Annotated in this window: 15 protein-coding genes; 3 read left to right on the top strand and 12 right to left on the bottom strand. The window is 69.6% G+C overall.

The features are described from left to right. Window positions 1-61: 61 nt before the first annotated feature. From rpoN to FJM51_RS05200, 6 genes are read right to left on the bottom strand one after another with little or no spacing between them, the layout of a single operon-like run. On the bottom strand, window positions 62-1387 hold the full coding sequence (rpoN, locus tag FJM51_RS05175) for an RNA polymerase factor sigma-54 (RefSeq protein WP_140453055.1): 1326 nt from the start codon (window positions 1385-1387) through the stop codon (window positions 62-64). Between the two features lie 25 nt (window positions 1388-1412). Further along, complete coding sequence (gene lptB / locus FJM51_RS05180; RefSeq protein ID WP_233712985.1) at window positions 1413-2177, bottom strand: LPS export ABC transporter ATP-binding protein; 765 nt, start codon at window positions 2175-2177, stop codon at window positions 1413-1415. Continuing rightward, on the bottom strand, window positions 2174-2686 hold the full coding sequence (locus tag FJM51_RS05185) for an LptA/OstA family protein (protein ID WP_140453056.1): 513 nt from the start codon (window positions 2684-2686) through the stop codon (window positions 2174-2176). The genes lptB and FJM51_RS05185 overlap by 4 nt, the downstream gene beginning before the upstream one ends. 9 nt (window positions 2687-2695) lie before the next feature. Continuing rightward, entirely contained in the window at window positions 2696-3331 is a 636-nt protein-coding gene (locus FJM51_RS05190) for a hypothetical protein (protein ID WP_140453057.1), read from the bottom strand. An 8-nt stretch (window positions 3332-3339) separates the two neighbouring features. Next, window positions 3340-4338, bottom strand: coding sequence for a KpsF/GutQ family sugar-phosphate isomerase (locus tag FJM51_RS05195; RefSeq protein WP_140453058.1), 999 nt, complete (start codon window positions 4336-4338; stop codon window positions 3340-3342). A 33-nt stretch (window positions 4339-4371) separates the two neighbouring features. Beyond that, a complete protein-coding gene (locus tag FJM51_RS05200; protein ID WP_140453059.1) occupies window positions 4372-4986 on the bottom strand; it encodes a ribonuclease D in 615 nt (204 codons plus the stop codon). Between the two features lie 166 nt (window positions 4987-5152). Here FJM51_RS05200 and FJM51_RS05205 point away from each other — a divergent pair, with 166 nt between their 5' ends. The 3 genes from FJM51_RS05205 (at window position 5153) to FJM51_RS05215 (ending at window position 11536) form a co-directional block, all read left to right on the top strand. Then, window positions 5153-6604, top strand: coding sequence for a mechanosensitive ion channel family protein (locus FJM51_RS05205; RefSeq protein ID WP_140453060.1), 1452 nt, complete (start codon window positions 5153-5155; stop codon window positions 6602-6604). 525 nt (window positions 6605-7129) lie between these two features. Continuing rightward, entirely contained in the window at window positions 7130-8929 is a 1800-nt protein-coding gene (locus tag FJM51_RS05210; RefSeq protein WP_140453061.1) for a site-specific DNA-methyltransferase, read from the top strand. A gap of 3 nt (window positions 8930-8932) precedes the next feature. Then, window positions 8933-11536: a DEAD/DEAH box helicase gene (locus tag FJM51_RS05215; RefSeq protein WP_140453062.1), complete on the top strand. Its 2604-nt coding sequence runs from the start codon at window positions 8933-8935 to the stop codon at window positions 11534-11536. An 18-nt stretch (window positions 11537-11554) separates the two neighbouring features. On the opposite strand, the gene FJM51_RS05220 is transcribed toward FJM51_RS05215, so the two are convergent. The 6 genes from FJM51_RS05220 to FJM51_RS05245 all read right to left on the bottom strand — a co-directional run bounded on the left by FJM51_RS05220 (window position 11555) and on the right by FJM51_RS05245 (window position 18431). Next, window positions 11555-11848, bottom strand: coding sequence for a hypothetical protein (locus FJM51_RS05220; RefSeq protein WP_140453063.1), 294 nt, complete (start codon window positions 11846-11848; stop codon window positions 11555-11557). 69 nt (window positions 11849-11917) lie between these two features. Then, the gene (locus FJM51_RS05225; protein WP_140453064.1) at window positions 11918-12709 is read right to left on the bottom strand and encodes a hypothetical protein; all 792 of its coding nucleotides are present in this window, start codon (window positions 12707-12709) and stop codon (window positions 11918-11920) included. Then, a complete protein-coding gene (locus FJM51_RS05230) occupies window positions 12706-13320 on the bottom strand; it encodes a hypothetical protein (RefSeq protein WP_140453065.1) in 615 nt (204 codons plus the stop codon). The genes FJM51_RS05225 and FJM51_RS05230 overlap by 4 nt, the downstream gene beginning before the upstream one ends. 19 nt (window positions 13321-13339) lie before the next feature. Next, window positions 13340-13819 (bottom strand): hypothetical protein, encoded by a 480-nt coding sequence (locus FJM51_RS05235; protein ID WP_140453066.1) that lies wholly within the window; start codon window positions 13817-13819, stop codon window positions 13340-13342. A 10-nt stretch (window positions 13820-13829) separates the two neighbouring features. Then, complete coding sequence (locus tag FJM51_RS05240) at window positions 13830-14528, bottom strand: DUF2793 domain-containing protein (RefSeq protein WP_140453067.1); 699 nt, start codon at window positions 14526-14528, stop codon at window positions 13830-13832. Window positions 14529-14540: 12 nt separating this feature from the next. Next, on the bottom strand, window positions 14541-18431 hold the full coding sequence (locus tag FJM51_RS05245; protein ID WP_140453068.1) for a baseplate multidomain protein megatron: 3891 nt from the start codon (window positions 18429-18431) through the stop codon (window positions 14541-14543). Window positions 18432-18438: the final 7 nt, after the last annotated feature.

The following is an 18438-nucleotide window of genomic DNA, read 5'->3' on the forward strand; positions in this document are numbered from 1 at the left end:
GCCTTAGGACGGGTACGCGGCCCTTGTCAACGCGCCCGGCGGGCTTGAAATCCGGGGCCTTTCACACCCGGGCCAGGTTGCTTTTCCGGCGCCGGCGTTCGACAGACGACAGAATACCCATCCCCTCACGGTATTTCGCAACCGTCCGCCGCGCAATATCTATCCCCTCGGCGCGCAGCAGCGCGACGATCCGGTCGTCCGAGAGCGTCCGGGCGGGAGGCTCGGCCTCGATGATCTGGCGGATGCGCTCGCGCACGGCCGCGGCCGAGAAGGTCTCCCCCCCGCCGAGCGCCTCGAGCGCCGAGGAAAAGAAGAAGCGCATCGGCAGGTTGCCCTGCGCGCAGGCGATGTACTTGTTCGCCGTCACCCGGCTGACCGTCGACTCATGGAGCCCGAGCCGGTCGGCGAGCGCGCGCCGCGTCAGCGGCCGCATCCGGCTGACGCCGGCGGTGAAGAAATCTCCCTGCAGGGCGACGATCTCGGTCGCGACCCGCAGGATGGTGCGCGCGCGCTGCTCGAGGCTCCGGACCAGCCAGTTCGCATTGGCGCCGCATTCGGAGATGAAGGCCCGGGTCGCGGCGTCCTTCGGTCCGAGATCGACGCTGTACTGGTTGTTGGTCAGCACACGGGGCAGCGTGTCGGTGTTGAGCTCGACCGACCAGCCGCCGCCCGGGGCCGCGGTCACGAAGACATCGGGCACGGCGACCTGGAGCTCCGGCGTCGAGAAGCGCAGCCCGGGTTTCGGATCGAGCGCGCGGATCTCGTCGAGCATCTCCGTCAGATCCTCGTCGTCGACGCCGCAGATCCGCCGGAGTTCCGCCCGCTGGCCGGAGGCGGCGAGGCCGAGATTGCCGAGCAGCGCCTCCATCGCCGGGTCGAGCCGGTCACGCTCGCGCAGCTGGAGCGCGAGGCACTCGCGCAGCGAGCGCGCGCCGACGCCGGCGGGATCGCAGGCCCGCACCAGCGCGAGACCGCGCGCGATCTCGGACGGGCGCAGGCGGTGGCGGGCGATCAGCTCCTCCGGCGTGGCGCGCAGATAGCCGTCCTCCTCCAGTTCCTCGGCGAGGATCAGCGCCGCCTCGATCACCGCCGAGGGGGCGCGCATCGCCCGGATCTGCTCGGCGAGATGATCGGCCAGGGTGACGCCGGCGGCGAGACCTTCGAGGATCGCCGGATCGACGCCGCCCCCGCCCGAGGCCATCCTGGGGCCGCCCCGCTCCCGCTCGCGCGGCGGGGCGAGTTCGAGCAGCGGGTTGCGCTCGATGGCCGCGGCGACATAGTCGCCGAGTTCGAGGTTCGACATGCCCAGAAGCTTGATCGACTGGCGCAGCTGGGGGGTAAGCGCGAGGCTCTGCTTCTGCCGGAGCTCGATCCTGGGCGCGAGCATCCGTCATGCCTCCCGAGCGGCGGGGTCAGATGCGGAAGCTCTCGCCCAGATACACACGGCGCACGTCCTCGTCCTCGACGACCTCGTCCGGCGTGCCGGACATCAATACGGTGCCGTCGTGCAGGATATAGGCCCGGTCGACGATTTCCAGCGTCTCGCGCACGTTGTGGTCGGTGATCAGCACGCCGATGCCCCGCTCGGTCAGGTGGCGCACCAGCTTGCGGATATCGGCCACGGCGAGCGGGTCGACGCCGGCGAAGGGCTCGTCGAGCAGGATGTATTTGGGCTGCGTCGCGAGACAGCGGGCGATCTCGACCCGCCGCCGCTCGCCGCCCGAGAGCGCGATGGCGCGGGCGCGGCGCAGATGGGTGATCGAGAATTCGCCGAGCAGTTCGTCCAGCATCTCCCGCCGCTTCTCCGGATCATCGACGGCGATCTCGAGGATGGCGCGGATGTTGTCGGCGACCGTCATGCCGCGGAAGATCGAGGCCTCCTGCGGCAGGTAGCCGATGCCGAGCCGGGCGCGGCGGAACATCGGCAGCAGCGTCACGTCCTGGCCGTCGACGAGCACCGTGCCCGCGTCGGGCGGCACCAGCCCCGCGATCGCGTAGAAACAGGTGGTCTTGCCCGCCCCGTTCGGCCCCAGCAGCGCCGCGACCTCGCCCCGGCGCAGGCTGAGCGAGACGTCGCGCAGGACCGGACGGCGCTTGTAGCTCTTGCCGAGGTTGATGACCTCGAGCCCCTCGGCCCGGGTGGCGCTCGCCGCGGCGATGGGTGCGGGGCGGTTCACCGGCCGTTTCCCGGCGAGGTCGATCCGGGGGTGAAGATCGTCCGCACCCGGCCCTCGAGTTGGGCGGTGCCGCCGTTGAGATCGATGTGGAGCGTCTGGCTCGACAGCGCGTTCGGCCCCTGCGTCAGCAGCACGTCGCCCGACATGTCGACGAGGCCGGTCGCGACCTCGTAGACCGCCCGGTCCCCCGACGCGGCCTCGCTGCCGTTCGCGAGCGTCACGTTGCCCTCCGCCTCCATCCGCTCCACCGTGCCCTGGGCGCCGGCGGTGCCCGCGACATAGAAGACCTTCAGCCGGTCCGCGGCGAGGCGCAGCTCGCCCTGGCCGACCTTGACCGTCCCGGTGAAGAGCGCGGTGCCGCCCGCCTGGTCGAGCTGGAGCGCGTCGGAGGTGATCTCGACCGGCTGGGTCGCGTCGTGGCTTCGCCCGAAGGGGACGGTCGTTCCCTGGGCGGCGGCCTGGAGCGCGGTCGCGGCGATCAGCGTCGCAGCCAGCGGGAGCAATCGCATCTGGGGTCCTTACTTCGGAGCGGCGGTGGGAAGGTATATCAGGCGCACACCGTTTCCGAAAGAAATCAGCCGCGCATCCGGTGTCTTCGGATCGCTCGGCTCGATCCGGAGCGTGCCGGAGGTGATCGTGCCGAGCGGGCCGTCGGTCTCGACCGACTGGCCGGCCTCGAGCACGCCCTGGGCGAGATCGACATCCATCGTCGCCGCGCGCATGTGATAGCCGTCGGAGGTGTCGATCAGCACCGGCCCGCCGAGCGCGATCCGCTGGGTCTCGAGGTCCAGCGCCGCGCTCGGCGCCGAGAGGTCGATCCGGGGTCCGCCCACCAGATTGATCTCGCCCGCGACCTCGGTCATGTCGGCCCGCGTCGGGGGCGCGGCGTCCGGCACGACGCGGTCGGCGGTGAAGCGGAAGCGGTCGTCGCCCTGGCTCGTCCCGGTCAGGATCGGGTTCGTGACGCTCAGCCCCTCGCCGAGCGCCTCCATGTCGCCCTCGGTGAAGGTGATCCCGCCGCCGGGCAGGCCGTCGTCGGTCTGGATCAGGAAGAGCGCCCCCAGCATCCCGAGGGCGACCAGCGGCAGGCCGAGCTTCAGGATCGCGACGAGGCGGGAGCGGAAGTCGGGGACATGCTCGTGCGGGGCGGCCATGCGCGACCTCAGGTGATCCCGGCGCGCAGGCAGTCGTGCACGTGGAGGATCCCCGCCGGAAGCGCGGGCGTGCCCGGCGCCGCGCCGGCCGGCGTGACGAAGAGGGTGGTGATCTTGCGCGCGTTCATGATGCCGAGCGCCTCGGAGGCGAGGGCGCCGGCGGAGATGGTGAGCGGCCCCGGCGTCATCACCTCGCGCGCCACCCGGTCGAGCAGGCCGAGCATGTGGCGCCGCAGGTCGCCATCCGTGATCACGCCGACGAGCCTGCCGTCGGCGTCGAGCACGCCCGCGACGCCGAAGCCCTTGTGCGTGATCTCGATCAGCGCCTCCGACATCGGCGTGTCGAGGCCGATCAGCGGCAGTTCGCCGCCCTTGTGCATGAGCTGGCCCACGGTGGCGAGCCGGGCGCCGAGCCGGCCTCCGGGGTGGAAGTCACGGAAATCCTCGGGCGTGAAGGCGCGATGCTCCATCAGCGCCACCGCCATCGCGTCGCCGAGCGCGAGCGTCATCGTGGTCGATGTCGTGGGGGCGAGGCCGACCGGGCACGCCTCCGCCTCGGGCGGGAGCACGATTCCGACCGTCGCCTGCCGCGTCAGCGTCGATTCCGCCCGGCCGCAGACGCCGATGATCGGGATCTGGAAGCGCTTGGCATAGGCGAGCATGTCGGCGAGTTCCGGTGTCTCGCCGGAATTCGACAGCAGCAGCACGACATCGGCCGCCGTGATCATGCCGAGATCGCCATGGCTCGCCTCGGCGGGGTGGACGAACATCGCGGGCGTGCCGGTCGAGGCGAGCGTCGCCGCGATCTTGCGCCCGACATGGCCCGACTTGCCCATGCCCGAGACGATGACCCGGCCGCGGGCGCGCAGGATGATCCCGAGCGCGCGGGCGAAATCGGCGCCCAGCGTCTCGGCGAGCGCGCCGAGCGCCGCGCCCTCGATCGCGATCACGCGGCGGCCGGTCGCGATCAGCTTCGCGTCGTCGGCGGGGTGCGGAATGAGATCCATGGACCTGTCCCTGGTCGGCGAGCGGCGCTCCGCTCAGCTGTGGGCGAAGATATCCTGCTCGGGCCAGCCGGCGATGTCGAGCGCGGCGCGGTGCGGGAGGAAGTCGAAACAGGCGCGCGCGATCTCGCTCCGCCCCTCGCGCGCCAGCCGCTCGTCGAGCGCGGCGCGGAGCCGGCCGAGATGGAGCACGTCGGAGGCGGCGTAGTCCATCTGCGCCTGCGACAGCGTCTCGGCGCCCCAGTCGCTCGTCTGCTGCTGTTTCGAGATGTCGACCTCGAGCATCTCGCGCAGCAGATCCTTCAGCCCGTGCCGGTCGGTATAGGTGCGGACCAGTTTCGACGCGATCTTGGTGCAATAGACCGGGGCCGTCAGCACGCCGAAGGTCAGGAGCAGGGCGGCGATGTCGAAGCGGCCGAAGTGGAAGAGCTTCAGCCGGGCCGGATCGCCGAGCATCCGGCAGAGGTTCGGCGCCTCGGTCTGGCCCTTGGCGATCTGGACGAGATGCGCGTCGCCGTCGCCCGAGGAGAGCTGGACGAGGCAGAGCCGGTCGCGGCCGGGCACGAGCCCCATGGTCTCGCAATCGACGGCGACCTCGGGACCGAGGTCCAGCCCGTCGGGCAGGTCGCCCTTGTGAAGAAAATTCGCCATTCATCACCCCCCGCGTCCCGGGCCCCGGCGCCCGCGCGCGGCCCTGGCGCATATTTCGAGCGCGCCCGGCCGGATGTCCAGCCGGTTCGGCTCCGACCGGGCGCGCGGGTTGCCCTCCGGCGGAGAGGGTTGCTACACGGCCCCCTCCAGTGACAAGGAGGGAAACATGCCCAGGTACTTGCCGCGGATCCTGCTCGCGATCCCGCTCGTCGTCGCGGCGCTCTGGCTCGGCGCGCCCGCGGCCCCGGCGCAGGACGCGCCCCCCGAGACGGCGGCGGCGGTCGAGATCGATCCCGCCCTCACGCGGCCCGGGATCGATCTCGGCGATCTGGAGCTGCGCCTCATCCCGCTGACCCAGGACGAGTTGAAGGCGCTCGCGGACGACTGGCTTTCCATCGTCAAGGCCAAGACCGAGGAGGTGATCGACCAGCAGATCATCCTCAATCACGGCGAGGCCGCGGACGAGGAGGCCGCGCGCGGGCGGCTCGCCACGCTGACGGAGGAGCGCAACAGGCTCTTCGAACGCTTCTCCGTGGTGCTCGACGGCTGGCAGAAGAAGGGGGCGACGTCGGAGACGATCCTGCCCTACCGGACCTACCGCAACTCGGTCATCATCGAGGAGAAACGCACCGCCGGCTGGGAAACGCTCGCGATCGAGGCGCTGAACTGGCTCACGCGGCGCGACGGCGGGGTAAGGCTCGCGGTCCGCGCGGCGACCCTCGTGGGCGCGCTCGTCGTGCTCCTGACGCTCGCGCGGATCGTGCGCCGGATCGTCGGCCGCGCCATCGGACGGATTCCGAACCTCTCGAAGCTGCTGCAATCCTTCATCCTGATGGTGATCTACTGGCTGGTGATCGCCTTCGGCCTGATGATCGTGCTCTCGATGCTCGGGATCGACATCACCCCGGTCTTCGCGCTGATCGGCGGCGCCTCCTTCATCATGGCCTTCGCGCTGCAGGACACGCTCGGCAATCTGGCGGCGGGCATCATGATCATGATCAACCGGCCCTTCGACGAGGGCGACTATGTCGACATCGGCGGCGTCGCGGGCACGGTGAAGGCGGTCTCCATCGTCTCGACCACGGTGACGACGCCCGACAACCAGGTGATCGTGGTCCCGAATTCCAAGGTCTGGGGCAATGTGATCACCAATGTGACGGCGAGCGCCACGCGCCGCGTCGACCTGACCTTCGGCATTTCCTACGAGGATTCGATCGAGGCGGCGCAGGGCGTGCTCGAACGGCTGGTGGCGGCCCATCCGCTGGTGCTGCGCGATCCCGCGCCTGTCATCCGGGTGAACGAACTCGGCGACAGCTCGGTCAATTTCGTCGTCCGCCCCTGGGCGCGGAGCGCCGATTACTGGACGGTCTACTGGGATCTGCTCCGGCAGGTGAAGCTCGCCTTCGACGAGGCCGGCATCTCGATCCCCTATCCGCAGACCGAAATGCACCTGCGCGTCCCGGCCGCGGCCACCGCCGGATCCGCCGCCGCGTCCTTCCCCCCGGCGCCCGCCGCCCCTCCGGCGCCCGCCGCCCCTCCGGCGCGGGGCCGGCCCGCCGGCGCGCCCGACTACGCCGCGGGCGACGAGGGGCACGACCCGGAGGACGACGACCGGTGACCGGAGGACCGGGGCCGTCCGCGTGGCGGCCCCGGCGCGATCGCCGGTCACCGGCGCCTCGGCGCGGGACACGTTCTTGACTGATCCTGAAAACTGCGCGCGACCGATGCGATCAAAACCGATCGAGCCATCGAGCCGCGTCTGGCTCGGCTGGTGCCCGGGAGAGGGACGAGGGCACCAAATATCGTCCGTTATATAATTGATTTAATTATATTTTTTTCGTGATCTATGGAGCATTTGGGGCTCATTATGTGGCGCATTTTCGCGACTCACCGAGCTTTGATTCCCGAGGTGAATTCGTACTTTTCCGCCCGGATCGGCCATATCTATCCGCGCCCGAGCGATGCGATAACCTCCCTCGGATCGTCGCCTGAAGTGCTCTCAGAATTGTCGATCTGCGCCTCATTGGAGCCGCGCTGCGACAAGGCGAAGCTCGAGCCAGGTCCTTCGGCGGCTTCCGCGCTTGCCGGGCGGGGCGCAGAGATGGTCTAACGGCGAAAAGATGCGAAGGCAGGGGCAGGCGCTGTGACTGAATTGATGTTCAAGGGCAAGGAGTTCGTGTGGAACCACCACCTCGCCGTGCCCGCGCGCCCATTGGTGCCGCATCCCGAGAAGGGGATCGGTGAAGCGCGGCTCGACGGCAACCTGATCGTTCAGGGCGACAACCTGCACGCGCTGAAGGCCCTGTTGCCAATGTACGCGGGCAAGGTGGACTGCGTCTTCATCGACCCGCCGTATAACACGGGCGAAGAGGGCTGGTCTTACAATGACAATGTGAACGGGCCAATGATCCGGGAATGGTTGGACGCGAATCCGGTTGGTATCGACGACGGCCTCCGGCACGACAAATGGTGCGCTATGATGTGGCCGCGCGTTCGATTATTGTACGAACTGATGGCAGACGACGGCAGTATTTGGATCACTCTTGACGACAATGAAGTTCATAGAGCGAGATTGATTCTCGATGAGATATTTGGAGAAGATTGTGCAATCGGGCAAATAGTTTGGCAGAAGAGAACATCTCGTGAAAATCGTGCGGTTTTATCCCCGAGCTTCGATCATGTACTCGTCTATTCGAAGGCCCTAAGAGATACTTGGAAGCTTCGACGCAACAGGCTTCTCCCTACGGACGGCGGATACGCGAACCCCGACGATGATCCGCGTGGCCCTTGGGCTTCAATCCCATTTTCAGCGCAAGGCTATCGGGAAAAGCAAGTTTACGTGATTACAACGCCAACCGGGGTGCAGCATCGACCTCCAAAGGGCCGCTGCTGGGGTGCAACGGAGCCGGAGTTCGACAGGCTTCGAGAGCTTGATCTCGTCTACTGGCCGAAGGGCGGAAACGGAAAGCCGAGGATCAAGCAATTCCCGGATGAAGCGAAGGGACTTGTTCCGATGACATTGTGGCCCGCCGCCGAAGTCGGAAGCACCGAGGAATCTAAGAAGCAACTATTGAGCATCTTCAAGGAATACGAAGCACAGGATCTCCAAATCCACGCCCCAAAGCCCGTCGATCTTGTCCGTCGCGTCATCGAAATTGCTACCAGAAGAGATAGCATCGTGATGGATTCTTTTGCAGGCACCGGAACAACCGCCCACGCGGTAGTCGAGGCGAATAAATTCGACGGGGGAGATCGTCGCTTCATACTTGTCGAGATGGAAGACTATGCTGATCGGCTGACCGCCGAGCGGGTTCGGCGCGTCATCAAGGGCTATGACTTCACGGGCACGCAAAAGACTGAACTCCTCCGCGAACGGCTGAACTGGCGGGCGCTCGAAAAGGCCGACGCGCTGGTCCACGAGGTGCAGGGGATCGAGAACCTGCACGGTCACGAATTCGACCGGATCAAGAAGGAGGTGAAGGACGGTGAACTCGTCGTGACCGGCGAGAAGGCCGTCGCAGAGCGCGCCGAGGGGGCGGGCGGCGAATTCACTTACTGCACGCTCGGCGAGCCTGTCGAACTCGACGCCATCCTGACGGGGGAGGAGCTGCCCGCCTTCGACGCGCTGGCCGGCATCCTGTTCCACATGGCAACCTCGCAGCCGGTGCCGCCGGGCGAGACGGATGCCGAGCGCTTCCACGTCGGCGAGGTGAACGGCACCCGCGTCTGGCTGATTTACCGACCCGATCTGGAATGGCTGAAATCATCCGAGGCCGCGCTATCGCTGAGCTTCGCCCGGCGGATCGCCGAGGCGCATCCGAACGAGCGTCACCTTGTCTTCGCACCCGCCCGCTACGTCTCGCAACGGCTGCTCGACGCCGAGGGGTTGGCGGTGGAATTCGTGCCCTTGCCGTTTGCGCTCTATCGCGTCGAGCGGGAATAGGCGATGCGGACGCTCGATTACCAGCAACGGGTGCTCGACACGATCGACGCCTATCTAGACGAGTTGAAGGCTGAGAAGTTTCGCGCGGACAAGGTCGCCGCGATGGCCGAGGCCGAGCCTGACTTAGGGCTTGAGGTGCCCGACTACGCAGCGCGCGCTTGGGCGAAGATAAAGGGCGCCGGTCGTCTGCCGCCTTCTCGCGGCGCCGTTCCCTTCTCGCCGCGGAAGGACGGCATCGGGCGGGCGGTGCCGAACGTGACGCTCAAGGTGCCCACGGGCGGCGGGAAGACTTGGCTCGCAGTTAACGCGGTTAGCCGGATCATGGGGCGCTATTTGGCGCGCAATACCGGCTTCGTGCTGTGGATCGTTCCGAACGAGGCGATCTACTCCCAGACGCTGAAACGGTTGCGGGACCGGCAGCACCCTTACCGGCAGGCGCTCGACCGCGCCGCAGCCGGGCGGGTGAAGGTGATGGAGAAGGGCGACCGGCTCGACGCCCGCGACGTCGACGCGAACCTCTGCGTCATGGTGCTGATGCTGCAGGCGGCGAACCGGCAGACGCAGGAGGCGCTGCGCATGTTTCGCGACCGGGGCGACGTGCACGGCTTCTTCGCGCCGGAGGGTGATCAGGCGGCCCATCTGCGCGAGTTCGAGGCGATCCCGAACCTCGACGGCTATCAGGACATGTTGCCGATGGTGAAGGACAGCCTCGGCAACGCGCTTCGGAAGATCCGGCCGGTCGTGGTAATGGACGAGGGACAGAAGGCGACGTCCGACCTCGCCCATGACACGCTCTATGGCTTCAATCCGATCTTTGTCCTTGAGCTGACCGCCACGCCTAAGGACGTCGGCGAACGCCGCCCGCCCAATCCGCGCCCCGCCCGCTATGCGAACCTGCTGGTCGAGGTGACGGGCCGCGAGTTGCACGCCGAAGATATGATCAAGATGCCGCTGAACCTCGACCCCCGGCAGGGCGTGGATTGGCGCGCTACGCTGACGGCGGCGTTGCGCCGGCTGAACGCTTTACAGGCCGAGGCGACGGCATACGGGGCGGATAAGGGCGAGCTGGGCTATATCCGGCCGATCATGCTCGTGCAGGTCGAGCGGACCGGGAAGGAGCAGCGCGACGGCGCGCACATCCACGCGGAAGACGTGAAGGAATGGCTGCTGCGATCCGGGCTGGACGAGGCCGAGGTCGCGATCAAGACAGCCGAACAGAATGACCTGAACCAGCCTGAGAACCTCGACCTGCTCGCGCCCACGAATCGGGTGCGCGTGATCGTGACGAAAGCCGCGCTGCAGGAGGGCTGGGATTGCCCCTTCGCCTATGTGCTCTGCTCGCTCGCGGCGGCGTCGAACCTCTCCGCGATGACGCAGCTCGTGGGCCGCATCCTGCGCCAGCCCTATGCGATGAAGACCGGCGTTCCCGCTCTGGACGAGTGCTACGTGGTCACCCATCACGCGGGCACGCGGGACGTCGTGGAGGCGATCAAGAGAGGACTGGAGAAGGACGGCCTCGCCGATCTGGTGATCGAGGTGCCGGAGGGCGGCGGGGCGCCGGATCCGGGCACCGCGCGCAAGGTGGAACGGCGACCGGAACTCCGGAGCCTGCGAATCTACCTGCCGAAGGTGCTTCGGGAGGATGGCGAGCGGCACCGCGAATTGGACTACGAAACGGACATTCTCGCGGGCATCGACTGGCGGGACTACTCGCCCTCTAAGGTCGCCGCCGCGATCCCAGAAAACCCGAGGGAAGCGGCGGCCCAGCTGCAGCGCATCACTCTGACGGATGCCGGGGAGGATGAATTCTTTAAGGGCGAGGCGCTGGCGGCGGCGGCGGAAACGCTGCGCTTCGATGCGTCCTACGCCGTGCGCGTGATCTCCGATTTGGTGCCGAACCCGTTCGTTGCGCGCGGGATTATCGGGGAGCTACTCGCGGCGCTCAAGGCGCGCGGCTTCGATCGGGAGAAGCTTGGCCGCGCATCCGGTGTGATCATCGACGCCCTGCGCCTCGCCCTGGCGGACGAGCAGGACGCCCGGGCCGAGGCCCTTTTCCGCGCCGAAGTGGCAGCGGGTCGCATCCAGTTCCGGCTGCGCCTGGACGGCGACAACTGGCGGATGCCCGACACCATCACAACGACCGAGGGGCCACGCTCTCCCCACCTCACCGGCGCCGATGGCGGCGCCTTGGTCCGCAGCCTGTTCTCGCCGGTTTTTCGAAACGAGCTGAACGGGGAGGAACAAAACGTCGCCGTTCATCTCGACGGCGAGGGGGCGGTCAAGTGGTGGCACCGCAACGTCGCAAAGGCGAACTACGGCCTGCAAGGCTGGAAGCGGGGCCGCATCTACCCTGACTTCATCTTCGCCACGGGGGGAACCGCCGGCGCCGGTCGGATCGTCGTACTCGAGACGAAGGGCGATCACCTGCGCAACCCTGATACCGACTACAAGCGCGACGTGCTAAATTTTCTGACCGAAAGCTTCGCCTGGGATCAGGCCGTTCCGGCCGGACAGTTGGCAATCGAGATGACCGGCGAGACCGTCGAATGCGCGCTGGTTCTGATGCAGGACGTTCCGACCGTGTTACCCGGGCTAATCGCGAAGTAGGAGTTGGAAAGCCCGGTTTTATCGACGCAACAGCCCCGCCAACGGCGCCAGCAGCCACGCTCCGAACCGGACCAGCACGATCCCCGCCGTCCCGAGCGCGATCAGATCGGTCACCGTCACGAATACCTCGCCGCCGTCGAAGGCGAAGCGGAGCACCTCGACCTCGACGAAGCGCCGCGCGGCGAGCGCGAGCGAGCCGGGATCGGCGACCTGCGCGACGAGACGGACGGTGCGATCGACCGCGGTCACGCCCGCGAGCGTGGCGATCAGGTTCGAGTCGATCCGCCCGAGCGGCGCATTGCGGAAGAACATGGCGGACCTCGTTCGAAGGAGCGGAAGCGCCCCGCGCCATTCGCGCGGGACGCGGGCGGCGCGGCGGGCTCAGAGCCCCGCGCGCTCCCTGGCGGCGGCGATCAGCGCCGCGCGCTGGCTCGCGCTCGGCGCGGCGCCGACCACGAGCGCCGCGTAGAGCCGGCCGGCCGTCCATTCCCGATCCGAGCCGGCGGCGGTCATGAAGCCGATTTCCGAGAGGGCGAAGGCGCCGGCGTCCGCGTAGGAGGTCGCGAGCGGCGCGCCGCCGTCGATCGAGACCTCTGCCGAGGTCGGGCCGGCGAGCGTCTCGGCGACCAGGTCGGAGCCGAGCGCGACGCCCGGCGCCCGCAGCGCGATCGCGTTGCGGTAGAGCCCGACCCCGCTTTCGGAATTCCCGATCAGCTCGGCGCGGGCGAAGGAATCCCAATCGGCCGTCCACGGGTCCTGAATCCCGACACTCACGAGGCGCCCGTAATTCGCCGGCCGCGCGGCCGCGAGCCCGTAGACGGTCGCGCCGGTGAACACCTCGGTCGGGCAGACCACATGCGACCAGGCCGGCGCGGCGTCCGGCCGGCATTCGAGCCAGGCGACCCCGCCGGCGGCGCGGTAGAGCGGGCGCGCGTCGTCGGCGCCGATCACGATCCGGCGCCCGGTGATCAGGTCGTGAATCGTGCCGACCGGATCGCCGTCGCCGGCGACGGTCGCGGCCGAGGCGCCGGTCCGCTCGACGTAACAGACCGTGTGCCCGGTTCCGGGAAGGATCGCGCAGCCCCAGCGATCGGCGAGGACCTCGGCCCAGATCGAGAGGCCCGAGACGGGGGGAGCGGGGCGGAACGCGGCCGCGATCACGCCCGGGATCACGCCGCCGCCCCGAGGTCGCCGATCAGGCGCCAGCTGTCGGCCGCGACCTTGATCGCGGTCGCGACGCTTCCCGGCCCGGCGAGCGCGAGCGCGGCGGCGGCGGGCCGCGCGAGCGTCGCGCCGGCGCCGGCGGCGAAGGTGAGCCCGCCGGCGCCGGCGCCGCAGACATGAACCGACGCCCCGACCGGGACGGGGGCGGCCGCGTCGGCGGGGAGCGTCACGGTCACGGCGCCGGCGGCCACGCATTCGATCAGATATTCGAGATCCCCGGGCGCGACGGTCCAGGCGGTCGCCGCGACCTGCCGGACGCCCGCGAGCGGCCGGATCCCGTTGACCGCCGTGGCGATCGCGGCGTCGATCGCGCTCGACATGGCGGCCGGCTGCACGGCCGAGGCGGCGAGGGTGCCTTGCGCGGCGGTGGCATAGGCCGAGGCGGCGGCGGCGATCGCCGAGGAAATCGCGCCCGACCAGGGGGCCTCAGTGGTGATCGCGGCCGCGTCGAGCAGCGCGGTCACAAGCGCCCGGATATGGCCCGGCTCGATGAAGCGCGAGGTATTGTCGGGGAGATTCGAGGCGACAAGCGCCGCGATCTCCGCGCGCGTCCTGGGCATGGCGGGAGACCTTTCAGGATCAGGAGAGGAAGCCGAGCGAGAAGCCGGCGGAGAAGGCGCCGGCGTCGCCAGCGATCGGGGCGGCCGGCGGCGCCTCGAGATACAGGAGATCGAACGCGACCTCGCAGCCGAGGACGCGCCGCTCGCCCGCGTGCTGCGCGACGTCGAGCCCGGCGGGCGTGATCGATTCGGCGAGGCCGCCGAGGTCGACCGGCGCCGCGAGCATGAGGTCGCGCAGCTCACCCGCGAAGGAGAGCATCGCGGGGGCGAGCGACTGATCGCCTTCGGCCCAGCCGTGGAGCGTGAGCCGGTCGCGGACGATCAGCCAGTTTGAACCCATGTCGGCCGGCTCCGCCGATTGCTCGGCGATCCTGATCGCATAGGCGGGAAGCCGGGCGGAGGGGGCGGGGAAGGGCGAGCCGGTGAGATCGAGCGCGCCGGTCAGATTGAGCGCGAGCCGCGAGCGGACGGCGCCGAAGATCTGGCTACGGACAGACATGCGCGCACCCTCAGCTAGCCATGCCCGGGAGCAGCAGCAAGGCCGCGAGCCGGACTTGTCCCCCGGTGAAGTCGGAGCCGTTGCCCGCGACGGTTACATCGGTCGCGGCATAGGTCGCGAACGGGCCGACAACCCCGATATTGCTCGAGCCGAGCCCGATCCCGAGGCTCCCGCCATAGCGCGAGGGGTCGCCCGAATCCCCGACATTGTAGGAACTGGCGCCGGTGATCGCGGCGGTCGTTTTCGAGGCGACCCCGAGCACGATCGCCCGCGCCGGGATCAGCCCGGCGGCGGTCACGCTCGCGCCGGTGAGCGTCAAGGTCGCCTCGCGGATCGCGAGCCCGAGCGTCGCGCCCGAGAGAAGCCCGGCCGCGTCGCCCTCGCGCCAGCCGAAGGACCCGGCGTAGACATGGCGGCGGCCGGTATCGAGCGCGAGCGCGCGGCGGCCGAAGAAGGGCGGCGAGACGGTCCAGGCGCCGCCGGACCAGATCGCGACGTCGCCCGGCGCCGCGTCGCCGAAGCCCGAGGCCCCGGCGGGGAGGATGTAAGCCTCGCCCTCGGCCGGCGCGGTCGGGGCGACGGTCACGCTCGCGGAGGCGACGAGCCCGCCCAGCGTCGCGTCGATCACGTCGAGCGCGGCGTTATGGGTGACGTGCTTTTGTGCCTGATCGGCCGCGATGTAGGGGAAGCCGAAACGCTCGGTTGCCATGGCGTCGAGCCCTTATCCGTTGAAGGTGATTTCGCCCGGGGTGCCCCGGCCGAAGGTGTTGGAGACTTGGGCGACCCGGATCAGGAACGGCGCCGCGACCCCATCGGCGGCCATCATGGCGGCCGTGTAGGTCGCGGCCGTCGCCCCGGTCACGGTCCAGCTGCGTTTGAGCCCGCCCCCGTCGCGGATCTCGATCCGCCATTCCGAGGCGACCTCGCCGAGCGGGACGTCGCCCTCATCCGGCCAGGCGTCGCCGAAGGTCCGCGTTCGCCGCGTCCAGCCGATCGCGAGATCGCCCGAGGCGCCGAGCCGCGCGGTCAGGTGAACCGGCGCGAAGGGCCGAAGCCCGATCCCCGCGAAGGCATGCGCCCGGGTCCGGAAGCCCGCGCCCTCGGGATCGCGCCCGGCCGGCCCGTAGCGCCACGACCACGACCGCCCCACATCCGCCGCCGTCATCGCCACGGGGGCGACCGCAAGATCGAGGACCACGACCCGCGCGCCGGCGGGAAGCGGCGCCGAGCCCCGCGCGCCTTCCGTCCCGCGCTGGCCGCGCAGGAGCCGCGAGAGCCGCCAGGTCTGATCGCCGACCAGCTCGGCGCGGGCGAACTGCACGACCTCCCAGACCCCGGGCGCATGCTCGATCGCGAGCATGTTCGCCCCGTCGAGGACCGCCGCCTCGGTCCGCGTGACGAGCGAGCCGGAGAAGATCCGGACGTCGACCGTCTCGCCCGACCAGGACCAGAGCCGCCCGGGCGCGAGCGCCGAGACGGTCTCGCCGATCGTCGCGCGCAAGCCCTCGCGGAGATTGAGCGCGTAGCCCGAGCCCGCCTCGGCCGAGCGATAGAGGTCGACCCCGCCCGGCCAGGGTTGCGCGTGCGCGGCGATCAATCCCGCGTGCGGCTCGGCCGCGACCCCCGGGAGGATCGGCAGATCGAGGAAGGCGAGCAGCACGCGCGAGGCGGCCGGCGTCACCCAGGCCGGCGCGCCGCGCATGGTGCCCTCGGACGGGGCGAAGGCGGCGCGGTCGTAGATCGTCGCCTCGATCGCCAGCGTCTCGCCGCGCGCGACCTTTTCGACAAGAAAGACGGTCGGCCCGATCTCGGGAAGGTCGAGCGAGACGAGCATCCCCGGCCGGATCGCGTCGGCCGAGGGCGGGAGCGCGAAGGCGATCCGCTCGCGCGCCGCCGCCGAGGTCCGCAGGATCGTCTCGGCGACCGCGCGGCCGCGATCCGCGTCGAGCACAAGCGGCAGGCTCGCCTCGGCCGTGCCGTCCTCGACCCCCGCCTCGATCGCCGCCAGCGCCGCCCCGGTCTCGTAGTTCCGGAGCCCGTCGACGTAGGAGAGCACGACCGCGCGGGTCGCGTCCTCGAGCGCGGAGCGGGTGAGCGTGAAGCGCGAGCCCTCGGCGTCGATCAGCGCGTCGGGCGTGAGCGCCCCGGCCGGGAGCGCGGCGGCGCGGCTCGCGAAGGCGAGCGTTCCGCCCTCGAGGCTCGCGTCGAGGCGGAGCGCGATTTCCCACGGTTGCGACCAGTCGCGGAAGGCGAGCGGGCCGGCGACCGCGTAGCCGTCCGCCTGCCCGTGACAGCGCGCGAGGTCGAGCGCCTCGGCCGGCCAGTCGTGGAAGGTGGCGAGCCGGGCCTTGATCGCGTCGGCGGCCGGGATCGCCCCGGCGCGGCCGTTGAGCCAGTGCCCGCGCCGCCAGGCCGAGGCGTCGGCCCATTCCGAGGCGAAATTCGGGAATTCCGGCCAGGGCCGCGCGTCCCAGGCCCAGACCAGCACGTTCGCGGGATCGAGGATCGCCGCGCCGTTGTCGCGCCACCATTCAATGAGCGCGCGCAGATACTGGCGCGGCATGAAGTCGTCGCGGACCCCGCCCGAGAACCGCGGCAAGCCGCTTTCCGAGGTATTGATCGCCGCGAATATGTTCGGCTGATTGGCGCCGTGATCGACCGCCGGGCAGCCGCATTCGGTGAACCAGAGCGGTTTCGCGTTCGGGGTCCAGCCGGTCGCCGAGGCGGAGCGGACCCCGCCCGGGCGGTTACGGTGCGCGTTGCCGAACCAGTCGCGGATCGCCTTTTGCCGGAAAATCCAGTCCTCGCCGTGCGCCCCGTCCGCGATCGGGGTCCGGACCTGCGCCGCGCGATCCGCGTCGCTGGCATAATACCAATCGAAGAACTCGCCGCCCTCGACGTTCGCCTTGAGATACTCGAGGTCGTAGATCGAGACGCGGCCCGCCGCCGGGTCGTAATCGAGATGATCGACCCCCGGGCGCCAGTCCGCCATGGGCAGATAGTTGTCGATCGCGACGAAATCGACATGAGGCGAGGACCAGAGCGGATCGAGGTTGAAGAACACGTCTCCCGAGCCGTCGCCCGGCCGGTGCGAGTGATATTCCGACCAGTCGGCCGCGTAGGAGATCAGCGCGGAGGGGAGCACGCCCGCGACCTCGCCCGCGAGATCGACAAGCCCGGTCACGAAGGGATAGACGCCCGAGCCGCTTTCGGTCGATTGCGTGAGCCCGACGGTTTCCGAGCCGATCAGGAAGGCGTCGACGCCGCCCGCCGCTTTGGCGAGGTGCGCGAGGTGGAGCACGAAGCGGCGATAGGACCATTCGGCCGGGCCGGAATAGGAAACCGCGTCGCCCGAGATCCCGAAGTCGGAAGCCGCCGCCGCGCCGAGGAAGGCCGCGACCTCGGCCGCGACGCTGGCCCCGGCGGTCGCCCGGATGCGCCCGCGCCACGGGTTTTCCGGTTGCGTCCCCGAGCCGGACGGATCGGGGAGGGAGCCCGCCGGGATATCCATCATGATGAACGGATAGAGCACCACGCGGAGCCCGCGCGCGCGGAGGTCGCGGATCGCCTCGACAACGGAGATATCGGCCGGCGTCGAGCCATAGACCGGCCGGCCCTCCTTGAGGGAGACGAGCCGGGCCGCCGCGCGGTCGAGCCCGCCGGCGGACCAGGCGGGCAGCGTTTCCTTGTCGCGGAATTCGACCCGGGGCGCGATGGTGCAACGCCCGGCGCGGAGGTCGTCGCCGAACCAGCTCACGACAAGCGCGACGGTCCCGACATTGGGGAGCGTGCCTCGCAGCGTGTCGAGCGAGATCGACCAGTCCGCGACGTCCTCGAGCCGGTGCGAATTCTCCGCCAGCTCCGAAATGATCTCGCCTTGCGAGTCATAGGCGACCCGCTTGACCGGCGTTGGCATGTAGCCCCATTCCGTCGATCCCGGGATCAGGTCGACGCCCCGGATCAGATCCTCGGCCTCGCCCGTCGCCCCGAAGACCTCGACCGCCATTTGAGGGATGCGGTTGCCGTAGTCCGCGAGGGGGAGATCCTCGAACACGACATAGGCGATCCCGCGATAGGCGGGCGCCGCGCCCGCGACCGCCGTGATCAGCGGATCGGGGTCCTGATCCTCGGTGCCGTGATAGAACCGGACCTCGAGCCCCGAGACGTCGAGCAGCCGGTTATCGGCCCAGACCCGCCCGAAATGCCGGACCGGCGCGCCGCGCGTCTCCGCGACCGCGAGCGCGAAGGAAACCGAATAGCTGTAATCGGTCGTCTCGACCCGCTGCGACGCGGTCTTGCCGGTGCGGTAGGTCTCCGCCTCGGTCCGCGCGACCTCCCGGATCCGCGTCGCCCAGATCACGGAGCCGGCGACCCGGGCGCGGCCGAGGACCCAGGGGATCCCCGCCCCCTCGGTCGAGGACATGACGTCGAGATCGCCGAGCCGCGCGCCCTCGCGCCGCGTCGTGCTCGTCCCGCCAAAGAGCGCGCCGTCGATCAACCCGCCGGCGACCTGCGCGCCAGCGACGGCGGCGGCGCCGAGGAGCGCGCCGCCGAACCCGCCGATCCCCGCCGTCAGCGAGGATGCGGCGGCGGTGAGGGCGAGCGTGGCCATGTCGGGA

The organism is Amaricoccus solimangrovi (assembly GCF_006385685.1).
In the GTDB taxonomy this organism is placed as follows: domain Bacteria; phylum Pseudomonadota; class Alphaproteobacteria; order Rhodobacterales; family Rhodobacteraceae; genus Amaricoccus; species Amaricoccus solimangrovi.

Excerpts from the sequence above, each read along its gene's own strand:
- rpoN (WP_140453055.1), bottom strand. The coding sequence starts at position 1,387 with ATGCTCGCGCCCAGGATCGAGCTCCGGCAGAAGCAGAGCCTCGCGCTT.
- FJM51_RS05185 (WP_140453056.1), bottom strand. The coding sequence starts at position 2,686 with ATGCGATTGCTCCCGCTGGCTGCGACGCTGATCGCCGCGACCGCGCTC.
- FJM51_RS05190 (WP_140453057.1), bottom strand. The coding sequence starts at position 3,331 with ATGGCCGCCCCGCACGAGCATGTCCCCGACTTCCGCTCCCGCCTCGTC.
- FJM51_RS05195 (WP_140453058.1), bottom strand. The coding sequence starts at position 4,338 with ATGGATCTCATTCCGCACCCCGCCGACGACGCGAAGCTGATCGCGACC.
- FJM51_RS05200 (WP_140453059.1), bottom strand. The coding sequence starts at position 4,986 with ATGGCGAATTTTCTTCACAAGGGCGACCTGCCCGACGGGCTGGACCTC.
- FJM51_RS05205 (WP_140453060.1), top strand. The coding sequence starts at position 5,153 with ATGCCCAGGTACTTGCCGCGGATCCTGCTCGCGATCCCGCTCGTCGTC.
- FJM51_RS05215 (WP_140453062.1), top strand. The coding sequence starts at position 8,933 with ATGCGGACGCTCGATTACCAGCAACGGGTGCTCGACACGATCGACGCC.
- FJM51_RS05220 (WP_140453063.1), bottom strand. The coding sequence starts at position 11,848 with ATGTTCTTCCGCAATGCGCCGCTCGGGCGGATCGACTCGAACCTGATC.
- FJM51_RS05230 (WP_140453065.1), bottom strand. The coding sequence starts at position 13,320 with ATGCCCAGGACGCGCGCGGAGATCGCGGCGCTTGTCGCCTCGAATCTC.
- FJM51_RS05235 (WP_140453066.1), bottom strand. The coding sequence starts at position 13,819 with ATGTCTGTCCGTAGCCAGATCTTCGGCGCCGTCCGCTCGCGGCTCGCG.
- FJM51_RS05240 (WP_140453067.1), bottom strand. The coding sequence starts at position 14,528 with ATGGCAACCGAGCGTTTCGGCTTCCCCTACATCGCGGCCGATCAGGCA.
- FJM51_RS05245 (WP_140453068.1), bottom strand. The coding sequence starts at position 18,431 with ATGGCCACGCTCGCCCTCACCGCCGCCGCATCCTCGCTGACGGCGGGG.